The organism is Phyllobacterium brassicacearum (assembly GCF_003010955.1).
Classification (GTDB): Bacteria; Pseudomonadota; Alphaproteobacteria; order Rhizobiales; family Rhizobiaceae; genus Phyllobacterium; species Phyllobacterium brassicacearum.
This window is the reverse complement of record NZ_PGGO01000006.1, coordinates 25,790-49,109: the sequence shown is the minus strand read 5'-3', so window position 1 is coordinate 49,109 and position 23,320 is coordinate 25,790. Positions and strand designations below refer to the sequence as shown.

At 59.1% G+C, this 23,320-nt stretch carries 23 protein-coding genes; 13 read left to right on the top strand and 10 right to left on the bottom strand.

The annotated features are described in order from the left end of the window. Window positions 1–199: 199 nt before the first annotated feature. From CU102_RS09430 to CU102_RS09420, 3 genes are all read left to right on the top strand, one after another. A complete protein-coding gene (locus CU102_RS09430; RefSeq protein ID WP_106710852.1) occupies window positions 200–1,165 on the top strand; it encodes a formylglycine-generating enzyme family protein in 966 nt (321 codons plus the stop codon). 121 nt (window positions 1,166–1,286) lie between these two features. Continuing rightward, window positions 1,287–2,978 (top strand): aspartate-alanine antiporter, encoded by a 1,692-nt coding sequence (gene aspT, locus CU102_RS09425; protein ID WP_106710851.1) that lies wholly within the window; start codon window positions 1,287–1,289, stop codon window positions 2,976–2,978. A gap of 10 nt (window positions 2,979–2,988) precedes the next feature. Continuing rightward, window positions 2,989–4,584 carry a bifunctional aspartate transaminase/aspartate 4-decarboxylase gene (locus CU102_RS09420; protein ID WP_106711050.1) on the top strand — a complete coding sequence of 532 codons (1,596 nt, stop codon included), beginning with the start codon at window positions 2,989–2,991 and terminating at the stop codon, window positions 4,582–4,584. Between the two features lie 248 nt (window positions 4,585–4,832). On the opposite strand, the gene CU102_RS09415 is transcribed toward CU102_RS09420, so the two are convergent. After that, entirely contained in the window at window positions 4,833–6,542 is a 1,710-nt protein-coding gene (locus CU102_RS09415; protein ID WP_106710850.1) for a cache domain-containing sensor histidine kinase, read from the bottom strand. A 333-nt stretch (window positions 6,543–6,875) separates the two neighbouring features. Here CU102_RS09415 and CU102_RS09410 point away from each other — a divergent pair, with 333 nt between their 5' ends. From CU102_RS09410 to CU102_RS09380, 7 genes are read left to right on the top strand one after another with little or no spacing between them, the layout of a single operon-like run. Beyond that, complete coding sequence (locus CU102_RS09410; RefSeq protein WP_106710849.1) at window positions 6,876–7,355, top strand: GNAT family N-acetyltransferase; 480 nt, start codon at window positions 6,876–6,878, stop codon at window positions 7,353–7,355. Window positions 7,356–7,392: 37 nt separating this feature from the next. Then, window positions 7,393–8,418: a glycoside hydrolase family 3 N-terminal domain-containing protein gene (locus tag CU102_RS09405; protein WP_106710848.1), complete on the top strand. Its 1,026-nt coding sequence runs from the start codon at window positions 7,393–7,395 to the stop codon at window positions 8,416–8,418. A 22-nt stretch (window positions 8,419–8,440) separates the two neighbouring features. Then, window positions 8,441–10,093 carry an ABC transporter substrate-binding protein gene (locus CU102_RS09400; protein WP_106710847.1) on the top strand — a complete coding sequence of 551 codons (1,653 nt, stop codon included), beginning with the start codon at window positions 8,441–8,443 and terminating at the stop codon, window positions 10,091–10,093. A gap of 55 nt (window positions 10,094–10,148) precedes the next feature. Continuing rightward, a complete protein-coding gene (locus tag CU102_RS09395; protein ID WP_106710846.1) occupies window positions 10,149–11,126 on the top strand; it encodes an ABC transporter permease in 978 nt (325 codons plus the stop codon). 2 nt (window positions 11,127–11,128) lie between these two features. After that, window positions 11,129–12,019 carry an ABC transporter permease gene (locus tag CU102_RS09390; RefSeq protein ID WP_106710845.1) on the top strand — a complete coding sequence of 297 codons (891 nt, stop codon included), beginning with the start codon at window positions 11,129–11,131 and terminating at the stop codon, window positions 12,017–12,019. Continuing rightward, window positions 12,016–12,831: an ABC transporter ATP-binding protein gene (locus tag CU102_RS09385; RefSeq protein WP_106710844.1), complete on the top strand. Its 816-nt coding sequence runs from the start codon at window positions 12,016–12,018 to the stop codon at window positions 12,829–12,831. Before CU102_RS09390 ends, CU102_RS09385 begins: the two co-directional genes overlap by 4 nt. Continuing rightward, the gene (locus tag CU102_RS09380) at window positions 12,828–13,742 is read left to right on the top strand and encodes an ABC transporter ATP-binding protein (RefSeq protein ID WP_106710843.1); all 915 of its coding nucleotides are present in this window, start codon (window positions 12,828–12,830) and stop codon (window positions 13,740–13,742) included. The genes CU102_RS09385 and CU102_RS09380 overlap by 4 nt, the downstream gene beginning before the upstream one ends. Here CU102_RS09380 and CU102_RS09375 read toward each other — a convergent pair. Then, complete coding sequence (locus CU102_RS09375; protein ID WP_106710842.1) at window positions 13,739–14,512, bottom strand: TIGR01458 family HAD-type hydrolase; 774 nt, start codon at window positions 14,510–14,512, stop codon at window positions 13,739–13,741. The genes CU102_RS09380 and CU102_RS09375 overlap by 4 nt on opposite strands. A 104-nt stretch (window positions 14,513–14,616) precedes the next feature. Here CU102_RS09375 and CU102_RS09370 point away from each other — a divergent pair, with 104 nt between their 5' ends. Beyond that, window positions 14,617–14,922 (top strand): hypothetical protein, encoded by a 306-nt coding sequence (locus CU102_RS09370; RefSeq protein WP_106710841.1) that lies wholly within the window; start codon window positions 14,617–14,619, stop codon window positions 14,920–14,922. An 11-nt stretch (window positions 14,923–14,933) separates the two neighbouring features. Here the strand turns inward: CU102_RS09370 and CU102_RS09365 are convergent, their stop codons facing one another. The 4 genes from CU102_RS09365 to CU102_RS09350 all read right to left on the bottom strand — a co-directional run bounded on the left by CU102_RS09365 (window position 14,934) and on the right by CU102_RS09350 (window position 18,307). Then, on the bottom strand, window positions 14,934–16,685 hold the full coding sequence (locus CU102_RS09365; RefSeq protein WP_106710840.1) for an adenylate/guanylate cyclase domain-containing protein: 1,752 nt from the start codon (window positions 16,683–16,685) through the stop codon (window positions 14,934–14,936). A gap of 132 nt (window positions 16,686–16,817) precedes the next feature. Next, window positions 16,818–17,081 carry a DUF2312 domain-containing protein gene (locus CU102_RS09360; RefSeq protein ID WP_106710839.1) on the bottom strand — a complete coding sequence of 88 codons (264 nt, stop codon included), beginning with the start codon at window positions 17,079–17,081 and terminating at the stop codon, window positions 16,818–16,820. A gap of 123 nt (window positions 17,082–17,204) precedes the next feature. Next, entirely contained in the window at window positions 17,205–17,516 is a 312-nt protein-coding gene (locus CU102_RS09355) for a DUF1244 domain-containing protein (RefSeq protein ID WP_425351537.1), read from the bottom strand. Then, window positions 17,513–18,307, bottom strand: coding sequence for an N-formylglutamate amidohydrolase (locus CU102_RS09350; RefSeq protein ID WP_106710838.1), 795 nt, complete (start codon window positions 18,305–18,307; stop codon window positions 17,513–17,515). Before CU102_RS09350 ends, CU102_RS09355 begins: the two co-directional genes overlap by 4 nt. Before the next feature lie 339 nt (window positions 18,308–18,646). Here CU102_RS09350 and CU102_RS09345 point away from each other — a divergent pair, with 339 nt between their 5' ends. Continuing rightward, window positions 18,647–19,090 carry a DUF1036 domain-containing protein gene (locus CU102_RS09345; RefSeq protein WP_245425284.1) on the top strand — a complete coding sequence of 148 codons (444 nt, stop codon included), beginning with the start codon at window positions 18,647–18,649 and terminating at the stop codon, window positions 19,088–19,090. Next, window positions 19,087–20,523, top strand: a complete 1,437-nt coding sequence (pyk, locus tag CU102_RS09340; RefSeq protein WP_106710837.1) for a pyruvate kinase — start codon at window positions 19,087–19,089, stop codon at window positions 20,521–20,523. The genes CU102_RS09345 and pyk overlap by 4 nt, the downstream gene beginning before the upstream one ends. Window positions 20,524–20,665: 142 nt before the next feature. Here pyk and CU102_RS09335 read toward each other — a convergent pair whose 3' ends face one another. The 4 genes from CU102_RS09335 to purE form a co-directional block, all read right to left on the bottom strand. Next, window positions 20,666–21,274, bottom strand: coding sequence for a tetratricopeptide repeat protein (locus tag CU102_RS09335; RefSeq protein WP_106710836.1), 609 nt, complete (start codon window positions 21,272–21,274; stop codon window positions 20,666–20,668). A gap of 62 nt (window positions 21,275–21,336) precedes the next feature. After that, window positions 21,337–21,462, bottom strand: a complete 126-nt coding sequence (ykgO, locus tag CU102_RS09330) for a type B 50S ribosomal protein L36 (protein ID WP_091880250.1) — start codon at window positions 21,460–21,462, stop codon at window positions 21,337–21,339. 178 nt (window positions 21,463–21,640) lie between these two features. Beyond that, the gene (locus CU102_RS09325) at window positions 21,641–22,714 is read right to left on the bottom strand and encodes a 5-(carboxyamino)imidazole ribonucleotide synthase (RefSeq protein WP_106711047.1); all 1,074 of its coding nucleotides are present in this window, start codon (window positions 22,712–22,714) and stop codon (window positions 21,641–21,643) included. Further along, complete coding sequence (gene purE, locus CU102_RS09320) at window positions 22,714–23,214, bottom strand: 5-(carboxyamino)imidazole ribonucleotide mutase (protein WP_106710835.1); 501 nt, start codon at window positions 23,212–23,214, stop codon at window positions 22,714–22,716. The genes CU102_RS09325 and purE overlap by 1 nt, the downstream gene beginning before the upstream one ends. Window positions 23,215–23,320: the final 106 nt, after the last annotated feature.

The window sequence follows — 23,320 nt, the reverse complement described above, 5'->3', positions numbered from 1 at the left end:
GGGTGCGGGCAAAATCGCGCAGAATCAACATTTCTCTTCAACTTGCTGACAACGCCGGGTCAAACCAGTTCAAACCCGCTCGATTCTCGCATTCTTACCTTCGAAAACCCTCTGAACCGCTGTTTGTTACCGTTACGTACTTCAGTCTGTCGCCCTCCTTCCCGATGCTGGTGCAAAGCGCATACGGAGACGAGACACGATGAGAGCTGTAATACAGCGGGAGAACCTCGCCGGGCCGTCAAGATCAGAAGATGGTCTGGTCTGGATACCGGGAAAGACCTTCATCATGGGATCGGACCGGCATTATCCCGAGGAAGCCCCAGCCCATCCGGTGGAGATCGACGGATTCTGGATCGACGAAACGCCGGTAACAAATCGCCAGTTCGCGGAATTCGTCAAAGCAACCGGATATGTGACCTTCGCTGAAAAAGCGCCCGATGCGAAGGATTACCCCGGTGCGCTGCCGCACATGCTGAAGGCAGGGTCGTTGATGTTCGATCCGCCAATCCGTCCCGTCGCCAGCCCGGACATTTCGCAATGGTGGACATTCAAGTTCGGCGCGAACTGGAAACATCCCTATGGCCGCAGAAGCGACCTCAGAGGCAAACTCGACCACCCCGTCGTTCATGTCGCCTTGTGTGACGCCAGGGCCTATGCCGATTGGGCGGGCAAGGATCTGCCGACGGAGGCCGAGTGGGAACTGGCCGCGCGCGGCGGGCTGGACGAGGCAGAATTTGCATGGGGCGACGAGCTGACCCCCGGTGGCAGACAAATGGCCAACACCTGGCAGGGCATTTTTCCCCATCACAACCTTCGCTCCCAAGGCGATGACCGGACTTCGCCCGTCCGCAGTTTCCCTCCGAACGGTTATAGCGTTTACGACATGATCGGCAATGTGTGGGAGTGGACGGGCGATTTCTGGTCCACCCGCCACCCGGAACCTGCCGCGAAAGCCTGTTGTATCCCTGTCAATCCGCGGGGCCCAATCGAAGCCAGTTACGATCCGATGCAACCCGCCATCCGCATACCGCGGCGCGTCCTCAAGGGCGGATCGCACCTTTGCGCACCGAACTATTGCCGGCGCTACCGTCCAGCGGCCCGCCATGCCGAGCCGGAGGATACGTCCACGAGCCATGTTGGATTCCGCTGCGTCAAGCGGCCGTGATCGACACAATCGCCGATCGTCGACATGACGACAGGCTGGCAGAAAAAATCCCCTCGAAACCAACGCCGTTCGCAGAACGCCAATACACCAAACAACCTACGCACAGTTGCTGGAGGACTTGATGGGCTGGATCCAATACATCTTTCACCAATCCCCTGAAATCGCACTCTTTCTCTCACTGGCCGGCGGCTATGCGATCGGCAAGATCCAGTTCGGCAAGTTCCAGCTGGGTGGCGTCGCGGGCTCGCTTCTGGTCGCGGTCCTGATCAGTCAGGTCGGCGTGACCATAGACAACGGCGTGAAGGCGGTGCTTTTCGCACTGTTCATCTATGCCGTCGGCTTTGAGAGCGGTCCGCAGTTCTTCCGCTCGCTCGGCCGGCAATCGTTGCGCGAGATCGGCATGGCCGTTGTCCTGGCGGTGAGCGGCCTTCTTACGGTTGTTGTGCTGGTGCGGATGTTCGGCCTCGACAAGGGCCTTGCATCTGGTATCGCCGCAGGTGCGCTCACCCAGTCGGCCATCATCGGCACTGCAAGTGCGGCGATCGGCAAGCTTGGGTTGGCAGCCGACGAGGTCCAGAGGCTGCAGGGTAACGTCGCTGTCGGTTACGCTGTCACCTATATCTTCGGATCCTTCGGTGCGATCCTCGTTTGTGTCAACCTCCTCCCAAAATTCATGGGACGCAGCATCCGCGATGACGCAATGAAGGCCGAGGCCGAATTGCTCGCCGGTGCTCAGGTTTACGGGCCGGGTGAACACCCTGCAGCACCCGACCTCGTTGGCCGCATTTATCGCGTCGCAAAGGCAGCCGGCAAGACAGTCGCCGAGATCGAGAAGGCCGCGTCCGAAGCCGCTCCGATGACCATCGAGCGTATCAAACGGGCTGGCACGCTGATCGGCGTCCAGCCCAATCTCAGACTTGAGGCGAATGACGTGATCCTGGTCGTTGGCAGGCGTGCCGGCGTCGTCGCCGCCGCGGGTGGCATCGGACCGGAATTGCAATCCTCCGAAGGCATGGACCTGGTGGTCGTGACCCGTGATGTGACCATCAACAGCCCGGCCTTCACCGGAAAGACCGTTGCCGAAATCAGGGAAGCGACGGCGGAGGATCTGCGTCACGGGATTTACGTGACGGGCATCAAGCGGGCAGACAAACCGCTCCCCCTTCATCCTGACACGAGGATCGAGCCCGGCGACGTGGTCACCCTTTACGGTACCGACCAGGAGCTGCAACGGGTGGTCAAGTCGATCGGTACGGTCATCCTGCCAAGCGACAAGACGGATTTCGTGTTCCACGGCCTTGGTCTCGTCATCGGCTTGCTCATTGGCATCGCCGTGGTGCGCATCGGCTCGATCCCGCTGACGCTCGGGAGCGGCGGCGGCGCCCTCCTGTCCGGCCTGCTGTTCGGGTGGTATCGCAGCCGCAACCTTGCAATCGGCAATATGCCAACGGGCGCATCGACACTTCTGCGCGATCTCGGTCTTGCCGGGTTTGTCGCCGTAGTCGGACTTCAGTCCGGCCTCCAGGCAGTGCAGACCATCGCAACCAGCGGCCTTTCGATCTTTCTCATCGGCGTGGTGGTCACGATCGTGCCGCTACTCATCACGATGCTCTTCGGCCGCTACGTCTTGAAATACGACAACACCGCCATCTTTGCCGGAGCGCTTTCCGGCTCGCGCAGCGCCAATCCTGCCTTCGGCGAAGTCCTCGACAAGGCCGGCAATTCCATACCCACCACGCCGTTCGCGATCACCTATGCGCTCGCCAACGTGTTTTTGACCCTGCTCGGCCCCTTGGTCGTTGCATTCGCTTGAGGAGACAATCGTGCCCCGTACTGACTACAGCCAATATGCCAAGCTGAGCCCGTTCGAACTCAAGGATGCGCTGATACAAGTCGCGTCCAGCAGGGAAAACCGCCTGATCCTCAACGCGGGGCGTGGTAATCCCAATTTCCTTGCTACCCTGCCCCGCCGTGCGTTTTTCCGGCTCGGGCTCTTTGCCGCGGCCGAGGCCGAACTGTCGTTCTCCTACATGGAGAACGGCGTCGGTGGCCTGCCCAAGCTCGCCGGCATCGAAGGACGCTTCGAGCGTTTCGTCTCCGAGCACAGGGACCAGCCGGGCGGCGTTTTCCTCGGGCGGGCGCTCAGCTATGTCCGCGATCAGCTTGGACTGAGCGCATCGGATTTTCTGCACGAAGCGGTCGAGGGCATCCTTGGCAGCAACTATCCCGTGCCGCCGCGCATGCTCCGTGTCAGCGAGGAGATCGTCAAACACTATATCGTCAAGGAGATGATCGGCGGTTACCTGACCTCCAGCGAGATCGACCTTTTCGCGGTGGAGGGCGGGACCGCTGCTATGACCTATATCTTCAACTCGCTGAAGCAGAACAAGCTGATTGCGCCTGGCGACAAGGTTGCCATCGGCATGCCAGCCTTCACGCCCTATATCGAGATACCGGAACTCAACGATTACCGGCTCAAACAGGTTCACATCAATGCCGATCCCGCCGCTGGCTGGCAGTACCCGGATGCGGAACTCGACAAACTCCTCGACAAGGACATTAAGATTTTCTTCTGCATCAATCCGAGCAATCCACCCTCGGTCAAGATGGATGACCGCAGCCTTGAGCGGATCACGAAGATCGTCGCCGAGAAACGGCCGGACCTGATGATCCTCACGGACGATGTCTACGGAACATTCGCCGACGACTTCAAATCGCTGTTCGCGACCTGCCCCGCCAATACGCTTCTTGTCTATTCCTTCTCCAAATATTTTGGAGCGACCGGCTGGCGTCTCGGTGTGATTGCCGCTCAACGCGAAAACGTCTTCGACGCGAAGCTGAAGGATTTGTCCAAGTCCGACAGGAAGGAACTGGACGAACGCTATTCGACGCTTGTTCCCGATGTATCCAAACTCAAGTTTCTCGATCGGCTTGTGGCGGACAGCCGCACGGTTGCGCTGAATCACACGGCGGGTCTCTCCACGCCCCAGCAAGTGCAGATGGTGCTCTTCTCGCTCTTCGCGCTGATGGACGAGGCCGACGGCTACAAGGCAGAGCTGAAAAAGCTTATCCGCCGGCGCGAAGCTGCACTTTTCCGGGAACTCGGCCTGCCGCCGCAAAACGATACCAACGAAGTCGATTACTATACGTTGCTCGACCTCGAAGCTATTTCGCGCAGGCTTTACGGCGACGCCTTTGCCGATTGGGTCAAGAAGAACGTCGCGCCAACCGAGCTTTTGTTCCGGATAGCCAATGATACCGGGATCGTCATGCTTCCGGGCAGCGGCTTTGGCACATTGCAGCCGGCTGGCCGTGTATCACTGGCCAACCTCAACGAGTTTGAATACGCCAATATCGGCCGCTCATTGCGTACGATGGCCGACCAAGTCTATGCGGATTTCAAGAAGAAGAAGGGCTAGGGTCAGGACCCATTAATATGAGCGAAATGGCGCCTGAAGCAGCAAGAAGATGCGAAGGGCGGAGTCTTCCCCCGCCGAGCAGCTCAACACTGCAGCTTGCAGCCGTTTCGGCGTCCGGAGCATATCGTCTTTTCGCCCGGCTTCATTGTCGCAAAGGCTCGAAAACGGATGAACATTTCCATCGCCTCCACTCCTCGTATCCGAAGGAAAGCCTCACACCATTTCGACCAGATTGGTGGGTCCTGGCCCTAACTCCGAACCTTCACGGATATCGTCGTGCCGGTCTTGCCGGTGGAAATATGGAGCGTGCCGTCAAGCGGACGCAGGCGCGCCTCCATGCCAGAAAGGCCGACACCGACGCGCCGGCGCCGGCGCCATTCTATGCCGACGCCATCGTCCCTCACGGTCAGTGAAAGCACCGAGTTTGGCTCGTGTCCCTGTCGGACCAGCCTGATCGTTGCCTTGCGGGCATGGGAATGGCGATAAATATTGGTGAGAGCTTCCTGGACGATGCGGAAAATGGCGAGTTCAACGTCGGCGCGCGGTCTCTTCGTACCAAGATCCGGGTCTACCCTCAGTTCGATGTCGAAACCGCTCCGTTCCTCGAAACCAACCACAAGCAGCTCCAGCGCATTTGGCAGTCCCGATTCGTCCAACATTGGTGGATGCAGCAAATAGGAGAGCGTCCGCAGTTCCTCGTTGCTCCGGGAGATCAGATCCGCAGTACGCTTCAACGACAGCGATGTTTCCTTGTCGACGAGGGGCATCCGCGATTTCACGTTCTCCAGTTCCATCGCCGCACCAACCAGGTGCTGCGCGGTCGAATCATGCAAATCCCTGGCAATCGAGCGGCGCTGCTCGTCCTGCGAAACAAGAAGCCGCTCGCTCACTTCCCGCAGGGACTCGTTCGAGTGCGTTAGCGCAATGGAACGGCGGCGCGCCAGAAATGCGGCCGCGGTGCAGGCCGCCAGTGCAATGGCCAGGACGGTGCCGTAAACCCGCACAGATTGCCGCCAGCCTGTCAGCAGTATCCGCTCGTCTATTCCATATGCCACGTAGAACGGAAATTCTCCGACCTTCCGATAGGCGATCAGCCGGTCGACGCCTTCCGGCATCGACCGGTAGCTGACAACACCCGTTTTCGGATTCTCTGCAACCGCCGTGGCGAACCACTCAGGCAGCGGCGCACGGCCATCCCGGTAAGGCACATTCACGACGACCTTTCCATCCTCGCGCAAGAACTGCGCCACATCGGTCGGCGAGGCGGCCCCATTGAACAGATCCAGGAAATAGTCGATCGGCATGGTGATGAGGATCAAGCCGTCAAATCCACCATCTTGCCGGCGTAGGGCCTTGCTCATGGTCAGGGAAGGCTTGCCGTAAACGCGGCCGTTGATGGGTTCACCGATGAAGGTCACATCCGAGGGGTGGTCGCGATGGAAGCGAAAATAATCGCGGTCAGTCACGCCGAATGAATTGGCGGGAAACCCTTCGCTGTAAGAGACCAGCGAGCCTTCCGGGTTCACCAGGGCGATCACGCCCGAATGTTTCAGGTATTGCTTCTGGGTAGCCAGTAATTTCCACACGCCCTCCGAGGCGATTTCCGGCCACGACATCGGGTCAATCTCGGAAGCAATGTCCTTGAGCACCATGTCATTCGCCTCGAGGATCTTGCTGACATAGGCCTCCAGCAGAGCGGTTTTCTGGCGGAGTTGAATCTTTGATTGCGTGACCATGCGGTCGCGGCTTTCAAGAACGCCGACGACAAACACCGATACGATGGCGGCAAGACTGAGGGCCAGGAAGAAGCCGTACAGTACCGACGTCCATGCGCTGCCCTTCCCAGTCATGTCAGCGCGAACGGCCTTTCCGCCTGGAAATAGCAGCCCGATACGCCGGAGAAGCGCCGGGAACGCTGCAAAGTTCCAGAAGTCATTGTATCTGCGCAGAATTTTCAATGAACGCTCCCCGTACCGCGCATGATTGTTTCCATAAATTATTAATTGATCGCAACAACAATGATCGGCCAGGAATAGGCGCGGCGTGTCCCCCTCGATGACACACTCCTAGCATATCAGATTGTTCAGGAAAGGCTCTACAATCCTTGGTTACCTGCCAGCAGTAATCTCGATGATACGCCGGATAAAAATCTCGACTTATGGCTGCCCCGCGGCCGGCAATACGATGTGTTTCTAATAAAAACGATTGACAAGCCGAAGCAAAAATCCAAATCTATTACATTAAAAGGGGATATATTCCATAATATTGGAATTCGACTTGAGGAGAGTCGCTTGGCTGATCTGCTTGTTAGTCTGTACACCGACAGGCTGTCCGATCTGGAAGAACAGGCTCGCCGCGCCGAAGTGCTGATTCGGCCGGTTCTCCCCCCGGAAATGCACCTTGTCGCGGATTGGGTTCGCGAAAATTTCAGCACCAACTGGGCAAGTGAAGTCTCCGTCGCCATCTCGCGGCAGCCTTCCGCGTGTCTTATCGCCATCGATAGCGGAAATCTCGTCGGTTTCGCCTGCTACGATACAACCGCTCGCGGGTTTTTTGGACCAACGGGTGTTCATCCGGACAGCCGTGGCAAGGGTGTGGGCATCGCTCTCCTCTCTGCTTCGCTGCAAGCAATGAAATCGCTTGGCTATGCCTACGCGATTATCGGCGACGCCGGACCTGTCGATTTCTACGTCAACGCCGTCGGCGCCATGCCGATACCTGCCGATAACAAGGGAATTTATCAAGGCATGCTGCGCGTCAAGAGAACCTGAGCCCCTACCAAACACACAATCCTTATGGAGTGAAATCGTGCCCAGCCAGTCACCTCTCGCCCTGTTTGTCGGTATTCCGAACCCGACATTGTCACCGGATGAGATCGCGTTGCTCCGGGAAACTAATCCGCTTGGCCTTTTCGTCGGGCGGCGCAATCTGCGCACGCCAGACCAGGCGAAAGCATTGATCGCAAGCTTCCGCGAAGCGGTCGGCCGCGAGGATGCACCTGTCTTCACCGATCAGGAGGGCGGCCGCGTCCAGCATCTCGATGCAGGCCCCTGGCCCTTGTTCCGCAGCTTTGGCCAGTTCGCCGAACTGGCGCGTCATGACCTCGATCTTGCCAGGAAAGCACTACGTCTTTCATCGCAAGCCATGGGAACGATGATGAGCCAACTCGGCCTCACCAGCGGCTGCTCGCCGGTGCTGGATCTGGTCTTTCCCACGACGAGCGCCGTCATTGGTGCGCGGTCATTCGGTGCCGATCCCGAACTCATTGCCGTGCTTGGCCGCGAGGTTGTCGAAGGCCTGCTCGAGACCGGCAACATGGCGATCATGAAGCACATTCCGGGTCATGGCAGGGCAACACTCGACTCTCACAAGGAGCGCCCCGTCGTCGATGCGAGTCGGGAAACGCTGCTCGCCACGGATTTCAAGCCTTTCATCGACCTGAAGGACACGCCCTGGGCCATGGTCGCCCACGTGGTCTATTCGGCCTATGACAAGGAACTTCCCGCCTCCGTCTCGCCCGTCATGCATGACGTGATCCGCAACGATCTTGGCTATGAGGGCGTCCTGATCTCCGACTGCATCTTCATGAACGCGCTCGAGGGCACACTGCCGGAACGCGTCAAGCAGGTACTCGACGCCGGCTACGACATCGCCCTGCATAGCCACGGCGATGTTGCCGACAGCGAGGCCGCCGCAAAGGCCGCCCGTCCGCTAAGCAAGGAAGCCATGCAGCGGATCGATGCGGCAAAGACCCGTCTCGGATCGCAAAGCGTCGACGTGGTCGGTGCCCACGCCGAAGTCGAAGACATGTTTACCAGTGCACTCGTCAGCTAACCAACAAGCCAGGGGAATAAATATGTTCAAGAACCGTTTGCTTGCTGCCGCATCCGCCTTCGTCCTGCTTTCAAGCCCAGCCTTGGCGCAGACCATCCTTACTGCCAATATCGAGCCCGCAACGACCTGGGTCAGAAACTTCAATCCGTTCAGTCAGACATCGGCTCGCCAGAGCACGCTCGATTTCATTTATGAGCCGCTTGTCGTCTTCAACCGCTTCGATAACAACAAGCCCAATTTTCGCCTGGCCGAAAGCTTCAAGCTCGCCGACGATTTGAAGAGCATCGAATTCAAGCTCCGGCCGGATCTCAAATGGTCCGACGGCAAGCCGCTGACTTCGGCCGACGTCAAATTCACCTATGATTATCTCAAGAAGTTCCCTGCCCTCGACTTCGTCAGCATCTGGAAATTCATCGACGGCGTCGAGGCTGTTGACGCACAAACCGTGCGCTTCACACTCGTCAATCCAAGCTCGCTTGCCGCGGACCAGCTGGTCCAGGTGCCGATTGTCCCGGAACACATCTGGAAAGACGTTCCAGACCCCGTCACCTTTGCCAATGAAACCCCGGTCGGGAGCGGTCCGCTGACCGAAATTCCGCGTTTTACCGGCCAGACCTATGACCAGTGCCGTAACCCCAATTACTGGGACGCCGCCGAACTCAAGATCGATTGCCTGCGCTTCCCCCAGCTTGCCGACAACAACCAGTTATTGACAGCGACCGCTGACGGCACACTCGACTGGGGCGTCTCCTTTATTCCCGACGTCGAGAACACCTATGTCGCCAAGGACAAGGAGCATTACCACTACTGGTACACGCCAAGCAGCATGGTGGCGTTCCTGTTCAACCTGGAAACGGCCAACGAGGCCAACCGCAAGGCGTTCAACGATATCAAATTCCGCCAGGCCGTCAGCATGTCGCTCGATCGCAAGGCCATGGTCGACGTGGCCGGCTACGGTTATCCCACGTTGAACGAAGACCCCTCCGGCATGGGTGAACTCTACAAATCCTGGTCCGACCCGTCAGTGATCGAGGCGTTCGGCAAGTTCGGCAAGCATGATGCCGAGGCGGCCAAGGAACTGCTCGACGAGGCCGGCTATGTCGACAAGGATGGCGATGGTTTCCGCGACAATCCCGATGGCAGCAAGATATCGTTCTCGGTGATCGTGCCCAATGCGTGGACCGACTGGATCGATACGGTGCAGATCGCCATCGAGGGCATGCAGGAAGCCGGTCTCGACGCCAAGATAGCAACGCCGGAAGAGGCGGTCTGGACGGGCAACCTGATCAACGGCACCTTCGACATGGCCATCAACAGCCTGCCCGCCGCGGCGTCACCCTACTATCCCTATCAGCGAGCGTTCAACGAGACCGACAAGGGCAAGACCCGCTTCACTGCGCAGCGCTGGTTCAATGCCGATCTTGCCAAGCTGCTTGTTGACTTTACGCGAACTCCCGATCCCGCCGCGCGCAAGGATGTAATGAACAAAGCCCAGCGCATCGTTGCTGAAAACCTTCCGCTGATGCCCGTCTACAATAACCCCAACTGGTATCAGTACAATACGAAGCGCTTCACCGGCTGGTCGACTCCTGACAGTCCCTTTGTCAACCCGTCGATCTCGCGCACCAATCCGGCGCGCTTGCTGCACCTCCTGGCATTGAAGCCGGTTAACTAACCGCCGGGCGCAAGAGCGTTCGTTCATCGCTCTTGCGCCATGATGGGAGACGCCTATGGTTTTCTTGCTACGCCGCCTCGGATTCTATCTGGCAGCCTTTATCGCGGCTGCCACGATCAATTTCTTCCTGCCGCGCCTGATGCCGGGCGATCCGATCGAGATCATGTTTTCCAGTGCCGGCGCGGAACTGTCGATAGAAAACCTGGCAGCGTTGAAACTGACCTTTGGCTTCGTTGATGGTCCGCTCTGGCAGCAATATCTGACCTATCTGCAAAGCATCTTCACGGGTGACCTTGGCCGCTCGATCAAATATTTCCCGCTTCCCGTCACCTCGGTCCTCGGCCACGCTCTGATCTGGACGGTCGGCCTGATGGGGACCGCGACGATCGTCAGTTTCACGCTCGGAACATTCCTTGGCATTCTCGCCGCCTGGCGGCGCGGCAGTATTTTCGACGTCGTCGTTTCCGTCGGCGCGATCTTTGCAACGTCCGTTCCGGCCGTTGTCACCTCGCTGATTGTCCTGTTCTTCTTCGGCTTCACCCTTGGCTGGTTCCCAACCGGCTATGCGGCCGATCCGGCACTCGATCCTTCATTCTCGCTGACCTATATTGGCAGCCTGCTTTACCACGGCATCTTGCCGATGCTGACCCTTTGCACCGTGCTCACGGGCGGTTTCGCCGTCACCATGCGCAACAACATGATCAATCTTCTCGGCGAGGACTATATCGTCATGGCACGCGCCAAGGGTCTCTCTGATAGTCGCGTCATGCTCTGGTACGCAGCGCGCAATGCCCTGTTGCCGACCGTCAGCAGTCTCGCCATCGCAATCGGCACCGTCCTCGGCGGCTCTCTCGTTACCGAAGTCGTCTATAACTATCCTGGTCTCGGCAATATCCTTTATCAGGCCATCCTCGCCCGCGACTATCCTGTCATCCAGGGCCAGCTCCTCATCATGACGGTCGCAATGCTTGTCGCCAATTTCATCGTGGATGTCAGCTATGTGCTGCTCGATCCGCGCTTGCGAGGAGCATGACCATGGGCCCGCTTGTCCGCAGTCTCATACGCAATCGCAAGGCCGTCGTCGGCTTGATCATCATCGCGCTCATCGTCCTGATCGCGCTGGCCGCGCCGCTTCTGACCGAATACAACCCGGCCTCTCGCGTTGGCCGCCCGCACCAGCCGCCATCGGCGGACCACTGGCTCGGCACCACCCGCATCGGCCAGGACGTATTCTCGCGCCTCATCCATGGCGCGCGCACATCACTTGCGGTTGGTTTCGGCGCCGGACTTTTGATTACAGTGCTGGGAACGGCACTTGGCATCATTGCCGGTTACCGCGGCGGCAAGACCGATGAAGTGATCAGCTTTTTCACCAATATGGTTCTGGTCGTCCCGAACCTGCCGCTGCTTCTCGTCCTTGCCGCTTTCATCGGACAGGCCAGCCCGCTGGTCATCGCCATCATCCTCGGCTTCACCTCATGGGCCTGGGGTGCGCGCGTCACCCGGGCCGAGACACTTTCGGTCAAGCACAAGGATTTCATAAAATCCGCCGAAATGATGGGCGAGCCGCGCTGGCGGATCATGACCTTCGAGATCTTTCCCAATCTCATTTCCATCGTCGGCATCAATTTCATCGGCAGCGTGATCTTCGCCATCATTACCGAAGCCACGCTGGAATTTCTCGGCCTCGGCGACCCGAAGACCGTATCCTGGGGCATGATGCTCTACAATGCGCAGAAGGCGTCTGCCCTGTCGGTTGGCGCATGGTGGGACATTCTCACCCCCTGCTTTGCCCTCGCCATTCTGGGCATCGGCCTCTCGCTGTTGAACTTCGCCGTCGATGAAATCGCTAATCCGCGCCTGCGAACCGGCAACCGCCTAAGCCGCTGGACCGCACTGATCCGTTCGGGAGAGGGCCGCCTGTGACCAAGCCACTGCTTTCCATCAAAAACCTGACGATCGATTATATCGGCGAAACTGCCGATTTTCGCGCGGTCGACGATGTGAGTTTCGATGTCGCCCATGGCGAGGTCTTCGGCCTTGCCGGCGAGTCCGGATGCGGCAAGAGCACGATCGCCTTTGCCATCAGCCGCCTGCACAAGCCGCCGGCGCTGATCCGGAACGGGCAGATCCTGCTGGAAGGCCGCGATGTGCTGGGCCTCGATCCACGGGAATTGCGCAGCTTCCGCTGGCGCGAAGTCGCCATGGTCTTCCAGAGCGCGATGAATTCGCTCAATCCCGTGCTGCGCGTCGAGGCCCAGTTCTACGATGTGCTGCGCACCCATCAGGGCATGAATCGTTCTCAGGCGCGGGAGCGGACAGCGGAAATGCTCCGCCTCGTCGACATTCCGCCCGATCGCATGCGCGACTATCCGCACCAGTTTTCGGGCGGCATGCGCCAGCGCATCGTGATTGCGATCTGCCTCGCCCTCAATCCAAAGATCGTTGTCATGGACGAACCGACCACCGCGCTCGACGTCGTCGTCCAGCGCGAAATCCTCCAGCGCATCAACGAACTGCGCAAGACATTCGGCTTCTCGGTTCTGTTCATCACCCACGACCTCGGCCTGATGGTCCAGTTCTGTGACCGCATCGGCATCATGCTTGCGGGAAAACTCGTCGAACAGAACAGCGCCGGGAATATCTACACCAAACCGCAACACGACTACACCAGGAAGCTGTGGGCGTCGTTCCCGTCATTGCACGGAGCAAGGTTGATGGAGGTTGCAGCGTCATGACCAAAGCCGGCAATGCCATCCTGTCGCTTGATCGCGTATCGAAAACCTTTGGCCGCGCGCCCTACATGGTCAAGGCCGCGCAGTCCGTTTCGTTTGACCTGCACGCCGGACGTACGTTGGCTCTGGTCGGCGAATCCGGCAGCGGCAAGACCACGTGCGCCCGTCTTGTCATGCAGGAATATACGCCAAGCGAGGGCCGGCTGCTGTTCAAGGGCAAACCCGTGGAGGCCCGTGACGCCAAGGCCCTTGCCGCATACCGGCGCTCGGTGCAGATGATTTTCCAGGATCCGTTCTCATCGCTCAACCCCGCCCATACGATCGCCTATCATCTGCGCCGCCCGCTGCAACTGCACCGGCGCGATCTGAAGAGGAGCCAGATCAACGATGCCGTCGATGAGCTCCTTCAACGAGTTCGGCTTGATCCAGGGATCGTCGCCTCCAAACGCCCGCACGAACTGTCGGGAGGGCAGCGCCAGCGCGTCAATATCGCGCGGACCCTTGCAGTCGGGGCGGAGGTGATTGTGGCGGATGAGCCGACATCGATGCTCGACGTATCGGTACGGCTCGGCGTCCTCAATCTTCTCAACGAGATGAAACGCGATATGAAGCTGGCGCTCCTTTATATCACCCATGACATTGCCACTGCCCGCTATGTCGCTGAGGATATTATCGTCATGTATGCCGGCCAGATCGTCGAGTGGGGCAATGTCAACAAGGTGATCGACAATCCCCAGCATCCCTATACGCGCCTGCTGCTGTCCGCCGTGCCGGACCCGGACGTACGCTTCGACGACCCGAAAGCCCATTTGAAGACCGCCGATGTCGAAGAGGTTCGCCGTCTCTCGGCCATCCCCCAGGAAAGTGTTGTGGCGATCGAATCCGATCATTTTGTGCGCCAGATCGCCGCCTAGCCGTTTCGTGCGGCGATGATCCAGTCGGCCGCTGCGGCAATATCGTCGACCGTGACCGTCGGACCCGGTCTGAAACGGTCCTCGTCGCCGGCGCGGTACTTCCCCGTGCGCACCAGCAGGGCGCTGGCCAGTCCGGCCCGCAAGGCTCCAGCTACATCGGTTTCCGCGTCGTCGCCCACCATCACGGCTTCCGCCTCCGGGCAGTTCATGCTGGCGAGTGCCGACAGAAAGAATGCCGATGACGGCTTGCCGAGGACGAGGGCCTGCTTCTGGCTGGCAAATTCCAGCGCAGTCACGAACGGCCCGGCATCGAGGCTGAGCTTTCCATCCGCATCCTTGAACGTCCGGTTCGGCGCCAGCGCCAGGAGTTCTGCACCCTCCACCAGCACGCGAAACGCATCGTTCAGAGCTGAGTATGTGAAGGCCTCACCCGCATCGCCGACAATGACCACTTTCCCGGCCCGATCTCCCGGATCACCAAAATCCGCCACCAGATCGGGGTGAATCAGAAGATGCGGCGATCGATTATGCTGACTAAGCCATTCGCGCGCTGCCTGCGCGGGCGTGAACAGCTCATCGCTCCTGACGGAAAGGCCGAGCCTGGCGAGTTGGTCGAGGACGGCTTGCTTGGTCGAACGTGTCGTATTGCTCACGAAACGCAAGGGAAGTCCGGCATCGCGCAAGCGGACAACCGCCTCCGCTCCGCCCGGTATGGGCACTTCGCCATCATAGAGGACGCCGGCAAGGTCGAGCAGCACACCACTGATCATCGGATTAGAATGACACGGAACTGCGCCGCGTCAATTTCCTTTGGATCATTTGCCGCCGATCCGCGTTGATAGTGTGTTAGCCACACCATTCACGGGGAACGATCATGAACACTGCCAATCTTCAGCTTGAGGGCCTTTGCCTCGCCATAGCCGCCATCAACCGGTCACTCGTCGTGAAAGGACTGCTGACCGGTGCAGAGATCGACACCGCACTGCGCAAGGCCGAAGCGGTGGCGGTCGGCGATGACCGGGCAGTCGAACAGCTTTCGCCCGCCAATCGTGATGCCGTTTGCTTCCCGATCCGCCTGCTGCAGCTTGCGAACAGTTCGGGCGCCGACACGCCGTGGTCATTCTCCCACCTTGCAAAAATGGTTGGCGAGACCAAACGTCCCTATAACGATCAGCTCTAGGTTCGGCGCGATCACTCGGCCTTCAGGCCTGCCTTGCACAGGTCGTCACGGAGCTGTTGGACGAGGCACGGGTCCTTGTAGAACTCCGTCGCAACAAATCGCTGGATGGTAAAGTCGGGGTCTATGATCCGAAGGGCGTTCTTGGCGTTATCCAGCCCGCCCGGATCATCCAGGTGGGTATAGGCTGCCACCCGATACACGGCAGCTATTCGTGTAACGCGCGACAATTGCGCGACGACGGCGACGGTGTCGGCGTATTGGCCAAGGAGATAATATGCAACAGCCTCCAGTTCCCGGCAGTAGGCCGGAAGAAAGGGATCCAGCTGCCTTGCCCGCAACTGATACTTCAGTGCGGTCTGACCATCGCCGAGGAAGTTATAGAGTTCGCCCATGCGCCCTACCACATAGGCATGATTCGGATTGAGGTCGAGCGCACGTCGGTAGTGGTATTCGGCCTGGTCGTAGTTTCTGGTCTGGAGGGCAATGGCACCAGCGATCCGGTGGCACTCGGCATCGCTGTCGTCAAGCTCGAGACCGCGGCGCGAACTGGCGATCATCTCATCCCAGACATTCTCTCCGGTCCAGTCGGCGAGGGTCGCAATCGCGCAGGCGCGCCATGCATAGGCGCGAGCGAAATCAGGATCTTTCTCGATGGCGAGGTCGAACCAGTGGAGGGCCTTCTCTGCGGTCTCACGCGTAACGCCCCCGAGGCGGTGATGCACCAGCCCCCGCAACAGGCAGTCATGGGCGAGCATGTCGGCAGGCTTCTTGCGTTTCGCCGCAACGCGGCCCTGATGTTCGATCCGGCCGGCGACCATGGAGACGATGGCGGCCGCAAGTTCGTCTTGAACGTCGTACAATTCTCCAAGTTGGCAATCGTACTTCTCGGCCCAGACGTGCTCTCCCGTCTGGGTATCGGTCAGCTGGCACGTGATGCGTATGCGCGATCCAAGTTTGCGCACACTGCCTTCCAGGCAATAGGCAACGCCAAGTTGCTTGCCGATCTGCTGCCAGCCACGATTGCGCCCTTTGAGGGCAAAGCTCGCATTGCGGGAAATAAGAAAGATCTGATGGAAGCGGGCGAGTTCGGTAATCAGGTCCTCAGAAAACCCGTCCGAAAAATATTCCTGCTCCGGATCGCCACTGAGGTTGGCGAACGGCACAAGCGCCAGTGAATGCGGGTTTGTGCGTTTGAGGTCCCGGCCGCCATTGCCCTGAAGAGGGGATGGAGCGCCCGTTATATAGCTGTGATTTTCGAGATCGCCGACAACGCGGTAGAGCCGGATCGGCTCGGAAATATTCTTGAGGGATCGTTCCCCCAAATCCTCGAAGCGAAGCTTGGCCGCGCGTTTGACCTGGTCGAAAACGTTCTGGGTGATGAGGACGGTACCCGGCTCGCCGAGACCTTCCACTCTGGCTGCAATATTGACCCCCTCGCCGAGCAGATCCTGACCGTCGACGATGGCATCCGCCAGATGAATTCCGATGCGCAGCTGGAAAGGATTGCCACTGCTCTGGTCCGAGGCAAGGAGAATTCGCTGGATTTCAAACCCGGACTGGACGGCCATGACCGGACTTGGGAATTCCGAAAGGAAACCGTCACCCGCTCTTGAAAACACCCTGCCATTATGCCGGGAGACCTGTTCGCCGATCATCTGTGTCAGCGCGGAAAGCTGCCGGATCGTCTCGCTCTCTGACAGCTCCATCCGGGCAGAATAACCAACCACATCGGCGGCCATAATGGTAACGAGACGTCGTTCCATGCGGGTTTCCCTCAATCCCGAATGCTACCACGACGATATTGGAGATGCTACGCCGACAAGAATCGTCGCGCGTCATGTCAGGCTGAGGGAGGGCACTCCAGCGGAATGCCCCCTGCCGTGCGAGGTCGCTGGTCAGACCATTCCGAGCGCGTTCATATAGAGCTCGAGGATCGCTTCCTCTTCCTTGCGCTCGTTGGCGTCCTTCTTGCGCAGGCGGACGATTGTGCGGATGATCTTGGTGTCGTAGCCACGGCCCTTGGCCTCGGCCATCACTTCCTTGATGTCGTCCTGGAGCGTGGTCTTCTCTTCCTCAAGGCGTTCGATACGTTCGATGAACTGCCGCAATTCCGCAGCTGCCACGCCCTCGACACCGCCCTGCGCCGCCAAATCATCCATGCTCTTAACTCCGCTCTCTCAAAAAAATCCGTTGTGCGACTCGGATAGGCCGCGCGAACGGTTTCGATGCCTGACCAGCGCATCAGGAGTCAAGACAAGAGTCTTAGCGAAACAACACTACGCTCAATGTGACGGCTTGTTAGCCTCGAACGCTGCCTTCTGGGCGTCGCTGGCTTCGCGCTGATGCTTGGCCTGCCAGTCCGCATAGGGCTCGCCATAGATGATTTCCCGCGATGCTTCCTTTGAGAGCGCTATACCGGAACCCTCTGCCGCCTCGCGATACCAGTTCGACAGGCAGTTGCGGCAGAAGCCCGCCAAATTCATCAGGTCGATGTTCTGCACGTCGCTGCGTTCTCGCAAATGCTCCACCAGCCTGCGGAAGGCGGCGGCTTCAAGCGCGGTGCGCTGCTCATTGGTAAGGTCGTTCACAGTCATTTTCCTCCGATAGGGCCCGTTCTGGAGCCGAACTGTCTGGCCTCATGCATATCGGGATCGGCATTGATCGCTTCAAGGATGGGCGCAAGGCGATCCGCCCAATGGGCGATCCCGGTCTCTTCGGCAATCAGGTCCTGCCTTACCTCGACCAGCGCATGGGCGAGCCCCGGGACGATGCAGTGGCGGAACATGGTGTCGTTGCGCAGAGCGCCGTCATAGGGCTCGTTGTCCCCGACAACCAACTGAGCGTCGGCGCGCAACCCAGCGAGTAGCGGCACAACGGCGCGCGGGTCCTTGTCCCACAAAATACCCGCATGCCAGGGACGCGGCGTGGTCTTCCAGAACGCGGTGAAGGAATGGATCGAGATGACCAGCGGCGCCTTGCCGCTCGCATTGGTTACCGCTTCGATGGTCTTGTCGACCGCCCCATGGTAGGGCCGGTAGAATTCATTGAGGCGTTTATCGCGCTCTTCGGCCGGCATCGGATTGTTGCCCGGGATAATCGCCCCGTCGGAAAGCCGCATGATCAGCGTCGGATCGTCCTCGCCGCGGTTGGGATCGATCAACAGCCGCGAGAAGCCGCCGAGAACGGCCGGAGCACCGAGCATCGCCGCCAGCTTGCGTGTCAATTTCTCGACGCCGATATCATAGGCGATATGCCGTTCGAATTCGGCAGATGGCAGCCCGAGCGAGCCATATTCTTCCGGCAAATCGCGGCGCGCATGGTCGGCAAGGAGCACGAGACCGCGCGCATGATCGCCATTGACGAGATGAAAGGGGGAGAATGGCATTCAACGAAGCTCTTTCAAGATGAATCGGGCTTGTTTTTTGTGTTCCATGCCTTTGCCTGCAACGCAACCATCATTCTTTTGTCGCACTCATGCAGGAACTTCGCATTCAAACGATTAGCGCGTTGACAATGCATGTGAAACTACCGAAAAGGAATGCAAAGACGGACGGAGGCAATATTGCGCAGGGGCATCGAATTCCGCGCTGAACAGCATCAGCGGACGCGATTGGGCAGCTTTCTAGAGCAATTCCAGGAAAAGTGGGAAGCGGTTTTCCGTCCGGAATTGCGTAACAATAAAAAACTGGAGCATTTCCGCAATTCGAACAAAAGCGGAAAGGTTCTGGCGGCTTTTTTATTCATATTTGCAGCGGGCAGTTTTTTGGCCCCCGAAAAGGCCCACGCTGATTTTCGCGTGTGCAACACCACGCAAAATCTTGTCGGCGTCGCGCTCGGCTACCGGGCGAAGACCGGCTGGATTACTGAGGGCTGGTGGCATGTGAACCCCTCGTCCTGCACGACGCTGGTCGTCGGGCCGCTGACCTCGCGCTATTACTATCTCTATGCCGAAGACGCGCAAAGCGGCGGCCGCTGGGATGGCAAGGTCAACATGTGCGTGGCTGAAAACCAGTTCAAGATTACCGGCATCAACGACTGTTTCGCGCGCGGATTTCAGCGCTCCGGCTTTCAGGAGTATGATACCGGCGAGCAGACAAGCTGGATGGTCCAGCTGACGGAAGAAACTCCTCCCTCATCTCCAATTGTAACGGATACCCCTCCTCAATGAGACGCCGCCGTAAGGTCAAAATTCTAGCCACCCTGGGTCCTGCTTCCTCCGACGAAGCGATGATCCGCAAGCTGTTCGAAGCCGGCGCCGATGTGTTCCGCATCAATATGAGCCATGCCAGCCATGACCTGATGCGCGAGCTCGTGCGCCGCATCCGCACGGTCGAAAAGAGCCTCGGCCGGCCTATCGGCATTCTCGCCGATCTGCAGGGGCCGAAGCTGCGCGTGGGCAAATTCGAGGGAGGCAAGGTCGACCTTGTTCCGGGCCAGACCTTCACGCTCGACAACAACGATACGCCGGGTGACAAGGACCGCGTATTCCTGCCGCATCCGGAAATCCTTGAAGCCGTCGAGCCCGGTCATCGCCTGTTGATCGATGACGGCAAGCTGGCGCTGGTCGCCGAAGCCTCCGACGGCAAGTCCATCCGCTGCCGCGTCGTTTCCGGCACGAAGATTTCCGACAAGAAGGGCGTCAGCCTGCCCGACACGACGCTCGGCGTCGGCGCCCTGACTGAAAAGGACCGGCGCGACCTCGATGCCGTCCTGCAGGAGGAGATCGACTGGGTGGCGCTGTCCTTTATCCAGCGACCGGAGGATCTTGCGGAAGTGCGCAAGATCTCGCGTGGCCGCGTTGCCCTCCTGTCGAAGATCGAAAAACCCCAGGCTGTCGCGCGCCTCGATGAAATCATCGAACTCTCCGACGCCCTCATGGTCGCTCGCGGCGATCTCGGCGTCGAGATGCCGCTGGAATCGGTTCCTGGCATCCAGAAGCAGATCATCCGCGCCTGCCGGCGCGCCGGCAAGCCGGTAGTCGTCGCGACGCAGATGCTCGAATCGATGATCACCGCCCCCGTCCCGACCCGCGCCGAAGTATCGGACGTCGCGACAGCCGTGTTCGAAGGCGCCGATGCGGTCATGCTCTCGGCCGAATCCGCCGCCGGTGAATATCCGGTCGAGGCGGTGTCGACGATGGTCCGCGTGGCCGAAGAGGTCGAGCGCGATCCAAACTATCCTGGCATTATCCATGCCCAGCGCCCTGAACCCAACGCGACCGGCGCCGATGCCATTTCACTCGCCGCCCGCCAGATCGCCGAAACGCTCAACCTTTCGGCCATCGTGACCTACACCGCCTCGGGCACAACCGGCCTGCGCGCTGCACGCGAACGGCCGCTCCTGCCGATCATCGCCTTGTCGCCGGTGGTCGAAACGGCACGCAAGCTTTCGCTCGTCTGGGGATTGCACTGCGTTGTAACGGAAGATGCCAGCGACCTCGATGACATGGTCGATCGCGCCTGCCACATCGCCTATCAGGAAGAGTTCGGCAATCCGGGTGACCGCATCATCATCTCGGCCGGTGTACCGCTGCGCACGCCCGGTTCGACCAACATGCTCCGCATCGCCTATATCGGTTCGGACGGGTTGACCGGGATTTAACTCTTTTCGACCAGGCTAATTCCGTTCCGGCAAGCAAATGGAACGGAATGATCCGGTTTTCATACGAGAACTACCGATTCCTGCACAGGAAATCGCGATTCCGGTACAGGATTCTCCACTTAGGCGGGAAAATTGGTTGTGGCTACGTGCGCTGGCCGGTGAGTTCGTCGGCGAGCTCACCCGCTTGCGTCTGCGCCGCGCGCAGCATCGGATAAACCGCCAGCACCCGCTCGAATGCCTCGAGGGCAGCCTCTTTGCGCCCCGTATCCTTCAGGATCGCGGCCATCCCCGAAAGGGCCCCGAAGTGACGCGGCTCAAGCGACAGGGTCCGCTGGATGTCGGCCATGGAGCGTCCGTAATCATTCATCATGAAATGTAACGTAGCCCGCCGGTTCCAGCCTTCGGCATAGTCCGGCTTCATCACAACGACCTGGTCGAGAAAATCCAGCGCCACGGAATATTTCTTGTCTTCCATGGCCTTGGCGGCCCAGCTCATCATCAGATCGACGGTTGCGCTGCCGGAATTCTGCCATTGGCCCTGAATGAGGGAGGCGATGCGCGCCGCCTTGACCTCATTGCTTTCGCGTTTGAGCGAGTCAAACAATTCATTTAGCCGTGCAGCGCGTTTCTCGGCCAATGTCTGGTTCGGAAGTGCGGCCTGCTGCTGCACCGGTTCCTGTGCCTGTGCCATGGCCAAGGCCGGCGAAATCGCCAGCAAACTCCCGATCGAAAATACAAAAACGCTCCGCATGATACGGATGGTAGTCCGTATCAGCGAAACGTCAAATGCAAATAACCGTGAGACGGTAAAGATCAGCCCTGGCGTGCTTTGAAGCGCGGGGCGGTCTTGTTGATGATGTAAATCCGGCCCTTGCGGCGGACCAGCTGGTTGTCACGATGACGGCCCTTGAGAGCCTTGAGGGAGTTCTTGATCTTCATTTCAGCACCGGTATCTTTACGCCCGAAACCGGGCACCAATAAAAAGCGCGCCTGTAAAGCGCGCCGGAAACACGTTGCGGGGAAATAGCCAAGGATTGCCTCTATTGTCAACACCCGGCTCACGATTCATATGGCGATTCCGAGCGAAATCACGCATTTATTTATCGTCGACCGTCTGTCAGTGGCGTTTGGTGATCCGCGTCACATGCCCCATCTTGCGGCCAGGACGAGCTTCGGTCTTGCCGTAGAGATGCACGACGGCACCGCTTTCCTGCAACAATTCAGGTACCCTGTCGATATCATCGCCGATCAGATTTTCCATGACGCAATCGGAGTGTCGCCTGGTATCGCCGAGCGGCAGGCCAGCAATCGCCCTGACATGCTGCTCGAACTGCGATACCGCACAGGCAGCCTCGGTCCAATGCCCGGAATTGTGGACGCGCGGCGCAAATTCATTGGCAAGCAATGTGCCGTTGGCGAGCACGAAGAACTCCATGCCAACGACGCCGACATAATTCAGCCCTTCGAGCAATTTGCGTGCCGCATCGGCGGCAAGACCGGCGATCGTCGAGGAAACTGATACAGGCACGGTCGAGGTCGCCAGAATGCCGTCCTTGTGAACATTCTCGGCAATATCGTAGACCTTGATGTTTCCCGCCGCGTCGCGCGCGGCGATTACCGAAATCTCATGGGTGAAATCAACAAAGGCCTCAAGGATCGAAGGAACGCTGCCGATTGCGGCAAAGCCCGACTTCGCGTTCTCACCTTTTGTACCGCTGAACTTGATCTGCCCCTTGCCGTCATACCCGAAACGACGCGTTTTCAGGATACCCTTGCCGTCGAATGCCAGCAACGCGGCCTTCAGGTCCCCTTCATTTTCGACGATGCGCCATTGTGCAGTCTGGATACCGGCCTTGTTGAGAAAGCGCTTCTCAGCAACCCGATCCTGGGAGACCTTCAAAGCCTCGGGTGGAGGGAAGACTGCCTTGTTTTCATTGAGGAATTCGGCTGAATCCACCGGCACGTTCTCGAATTCGTAAGTGATGACATCGCTGAGCTCAGCAAGTTGCTCCAGCGCGTTCGGATCATCGTAGGAAGCGACGATATGCTCGTTCGCCACCTGGGCTGCGGGGCAGTCACCCTGCGGTTCGAGGATAACGGTCCTGTAGCCGAGACGCGCCGCCGCCATCGCCAGCATTCGCCCAAGCTGACCACCGCCGATAATTCCGATCGTCGATCCTGCAGAAATCATCATGACGCCTCGTCAGAAGGTCTCATCGCGACCTTGTCGCTTTGCGCCTGCCGGAAATCGTCGAGCCGCTTCGCCAGGGCATCATCATGGAGCGCGAGAACAGCCGCAGCCAGCAAGGCTGCGTTGACTGCTCCCGCCCGGCCTATCGCCAGAGTGCCGACAGGGATGCCGGCGGGCATCTGGACGATGGAGAGAAGGGAATCCTGTCCGGAGAGTGCTTTGGACTCAACTGGGACTCCGAAAACCGGCAGTGGCGTCATCGAAGCTGCCATGCCCGGCAGATGTGCCGCACCGCCAGCGCCCGCGATGATAACCTTGAAGCCCGCCTTGCGCGCGCCTTTGGCAAAGTCCACCAGCCTGTCGGGAGTTCTGTGTGCGGAAACGATACGATCGTCGTGGGCAATGCCAAGACTATCCAATGTCTCAGCGGCGTGGCGCATGGTCGCCCAATCAGACTGGCTTCCCATGATGATTGCGACGTCAGCGCGTTTGTCTGCCATTGAGCATCCTGTGGTCTGTCGAGATAGGAGGCATAGAGCCGTTTGCAGCCATATCGAAGCGCTCTAAAGGAAAAGCGCAGGCGCCGCAAGTTGACTTGCGGAGCCA

Coding starts and splice junctions, on each gene's coding strand:
- CU102_RS09360 (WP_106710839.1), bottom strand. CDS start 17,081: ATGGATGATTTGGCGGCGCAGGGCGGTGTCGAGGGCGTGGCAGCTGCG.
- CU102_RS09390 (WP_106710845.1), top strand. CDS start 11,129: ATGGGCCCGCTTGTCCGCAGTCTCATACGCAATCGCAAGGCCGTCGTC.
- aspT (WP_106710851.1), top strand. CDS start 1,287: ATGGGCTGGATCCAATACATCTTTCACCAATCCCCTGAAATCGCACTC.
- pyk (WP_106710837.1), top strand. CDS start 19,087: ATGAGACGCCGCCGTAAGGTCAAAATTCTAGCCACCCTGGGTCCTGCT.
- ykgO (WP_091880250.1), bottom strand. CDS start 21,462: ATGAAGATCAAGAACTCCCTCAAGGCTCTCAAGGGCCGTCATCGTGAC.
- CU102_RS09370 (WP_106710841.1), top strand. CDS start 14,617: ATGAACACTGCCAATCTTCAGCTTGAGGGCCTTTGCCTCGCCATAGCC.
- CU102_RS09365 (WP_106710840.1), bottom strand. CDS start 16,685: ATGGAACGACGTCTCGTTACCATTATGGCCGCCGATGTGGTTGGTTAT.
- CU102_RS09350 (WP_106710838.1), bottom strand. CDS start 18,307: ATGCCATTCTCCCCCTTTCATCTCGTCAATGGCGATCATGCGCGCGGT.
- CU102_RS09400 (WP_106710847.1), top strand. CDS start 8,441: ATGTTCAAGAACCGTTTGCTTGCTGCCGCATCCGCCTTCGTCCTGCTT.
- CU102_RS09355 (WP_425351537.1), bottom strand. CDS start 17,516: ATGACTGTGAACGACCTTACCAATGAGCAGCGCACCGCGCTTGAAGCC.
- CU102_RS09395 (WP_106710846.1), top strand. CDS start 10,149: ATGGTTTTCTTGCTACGCCGCCTCGGATTCTATCTGGCAGCCTTTATC.
- purE (WP_106710835.1), bottom strand. CDS start 23,214: ATGGCAGACAAACGCGCTGACGTCGCAATCATCATGGGAAGCCAGTCT.
- CU102_RS09335 (WP_106710836.1), bottom strand. CDS start 21,274: ATGCGGAGCGTTTTTGTATTTTCGATCGGGAGTTTGCTGGCGATTTCG.
- CU102_RS09380 (WP_106710843.1), top strand. CDS start 12,828: ATGACCAAAGCCGGCAATGCCATCCTGTCGCTTGATCGCGTATCGAAA.
- CU102_RS09430 (WP_106710852.1), top strand. CDS start 200: ATGAGAGCTGTAATACAGCGGGAGAACCTCGCCGGGCCGTCAAGATCA.
- CU102_RS09325 (WP_106711047.1), bottom strand. CDS start 22,714: ATGATTTCTGCAGGATCGACGATCGGAATTATCGGCGGTGGTCAGCTT.
- CU102_RS09375 (WP_106710842.1), bottom strand. CDS start 14,512: ATGATCAGTGGTGTGCTGCTCGACCTTGCCGGCGTCCTCTATGATGGC.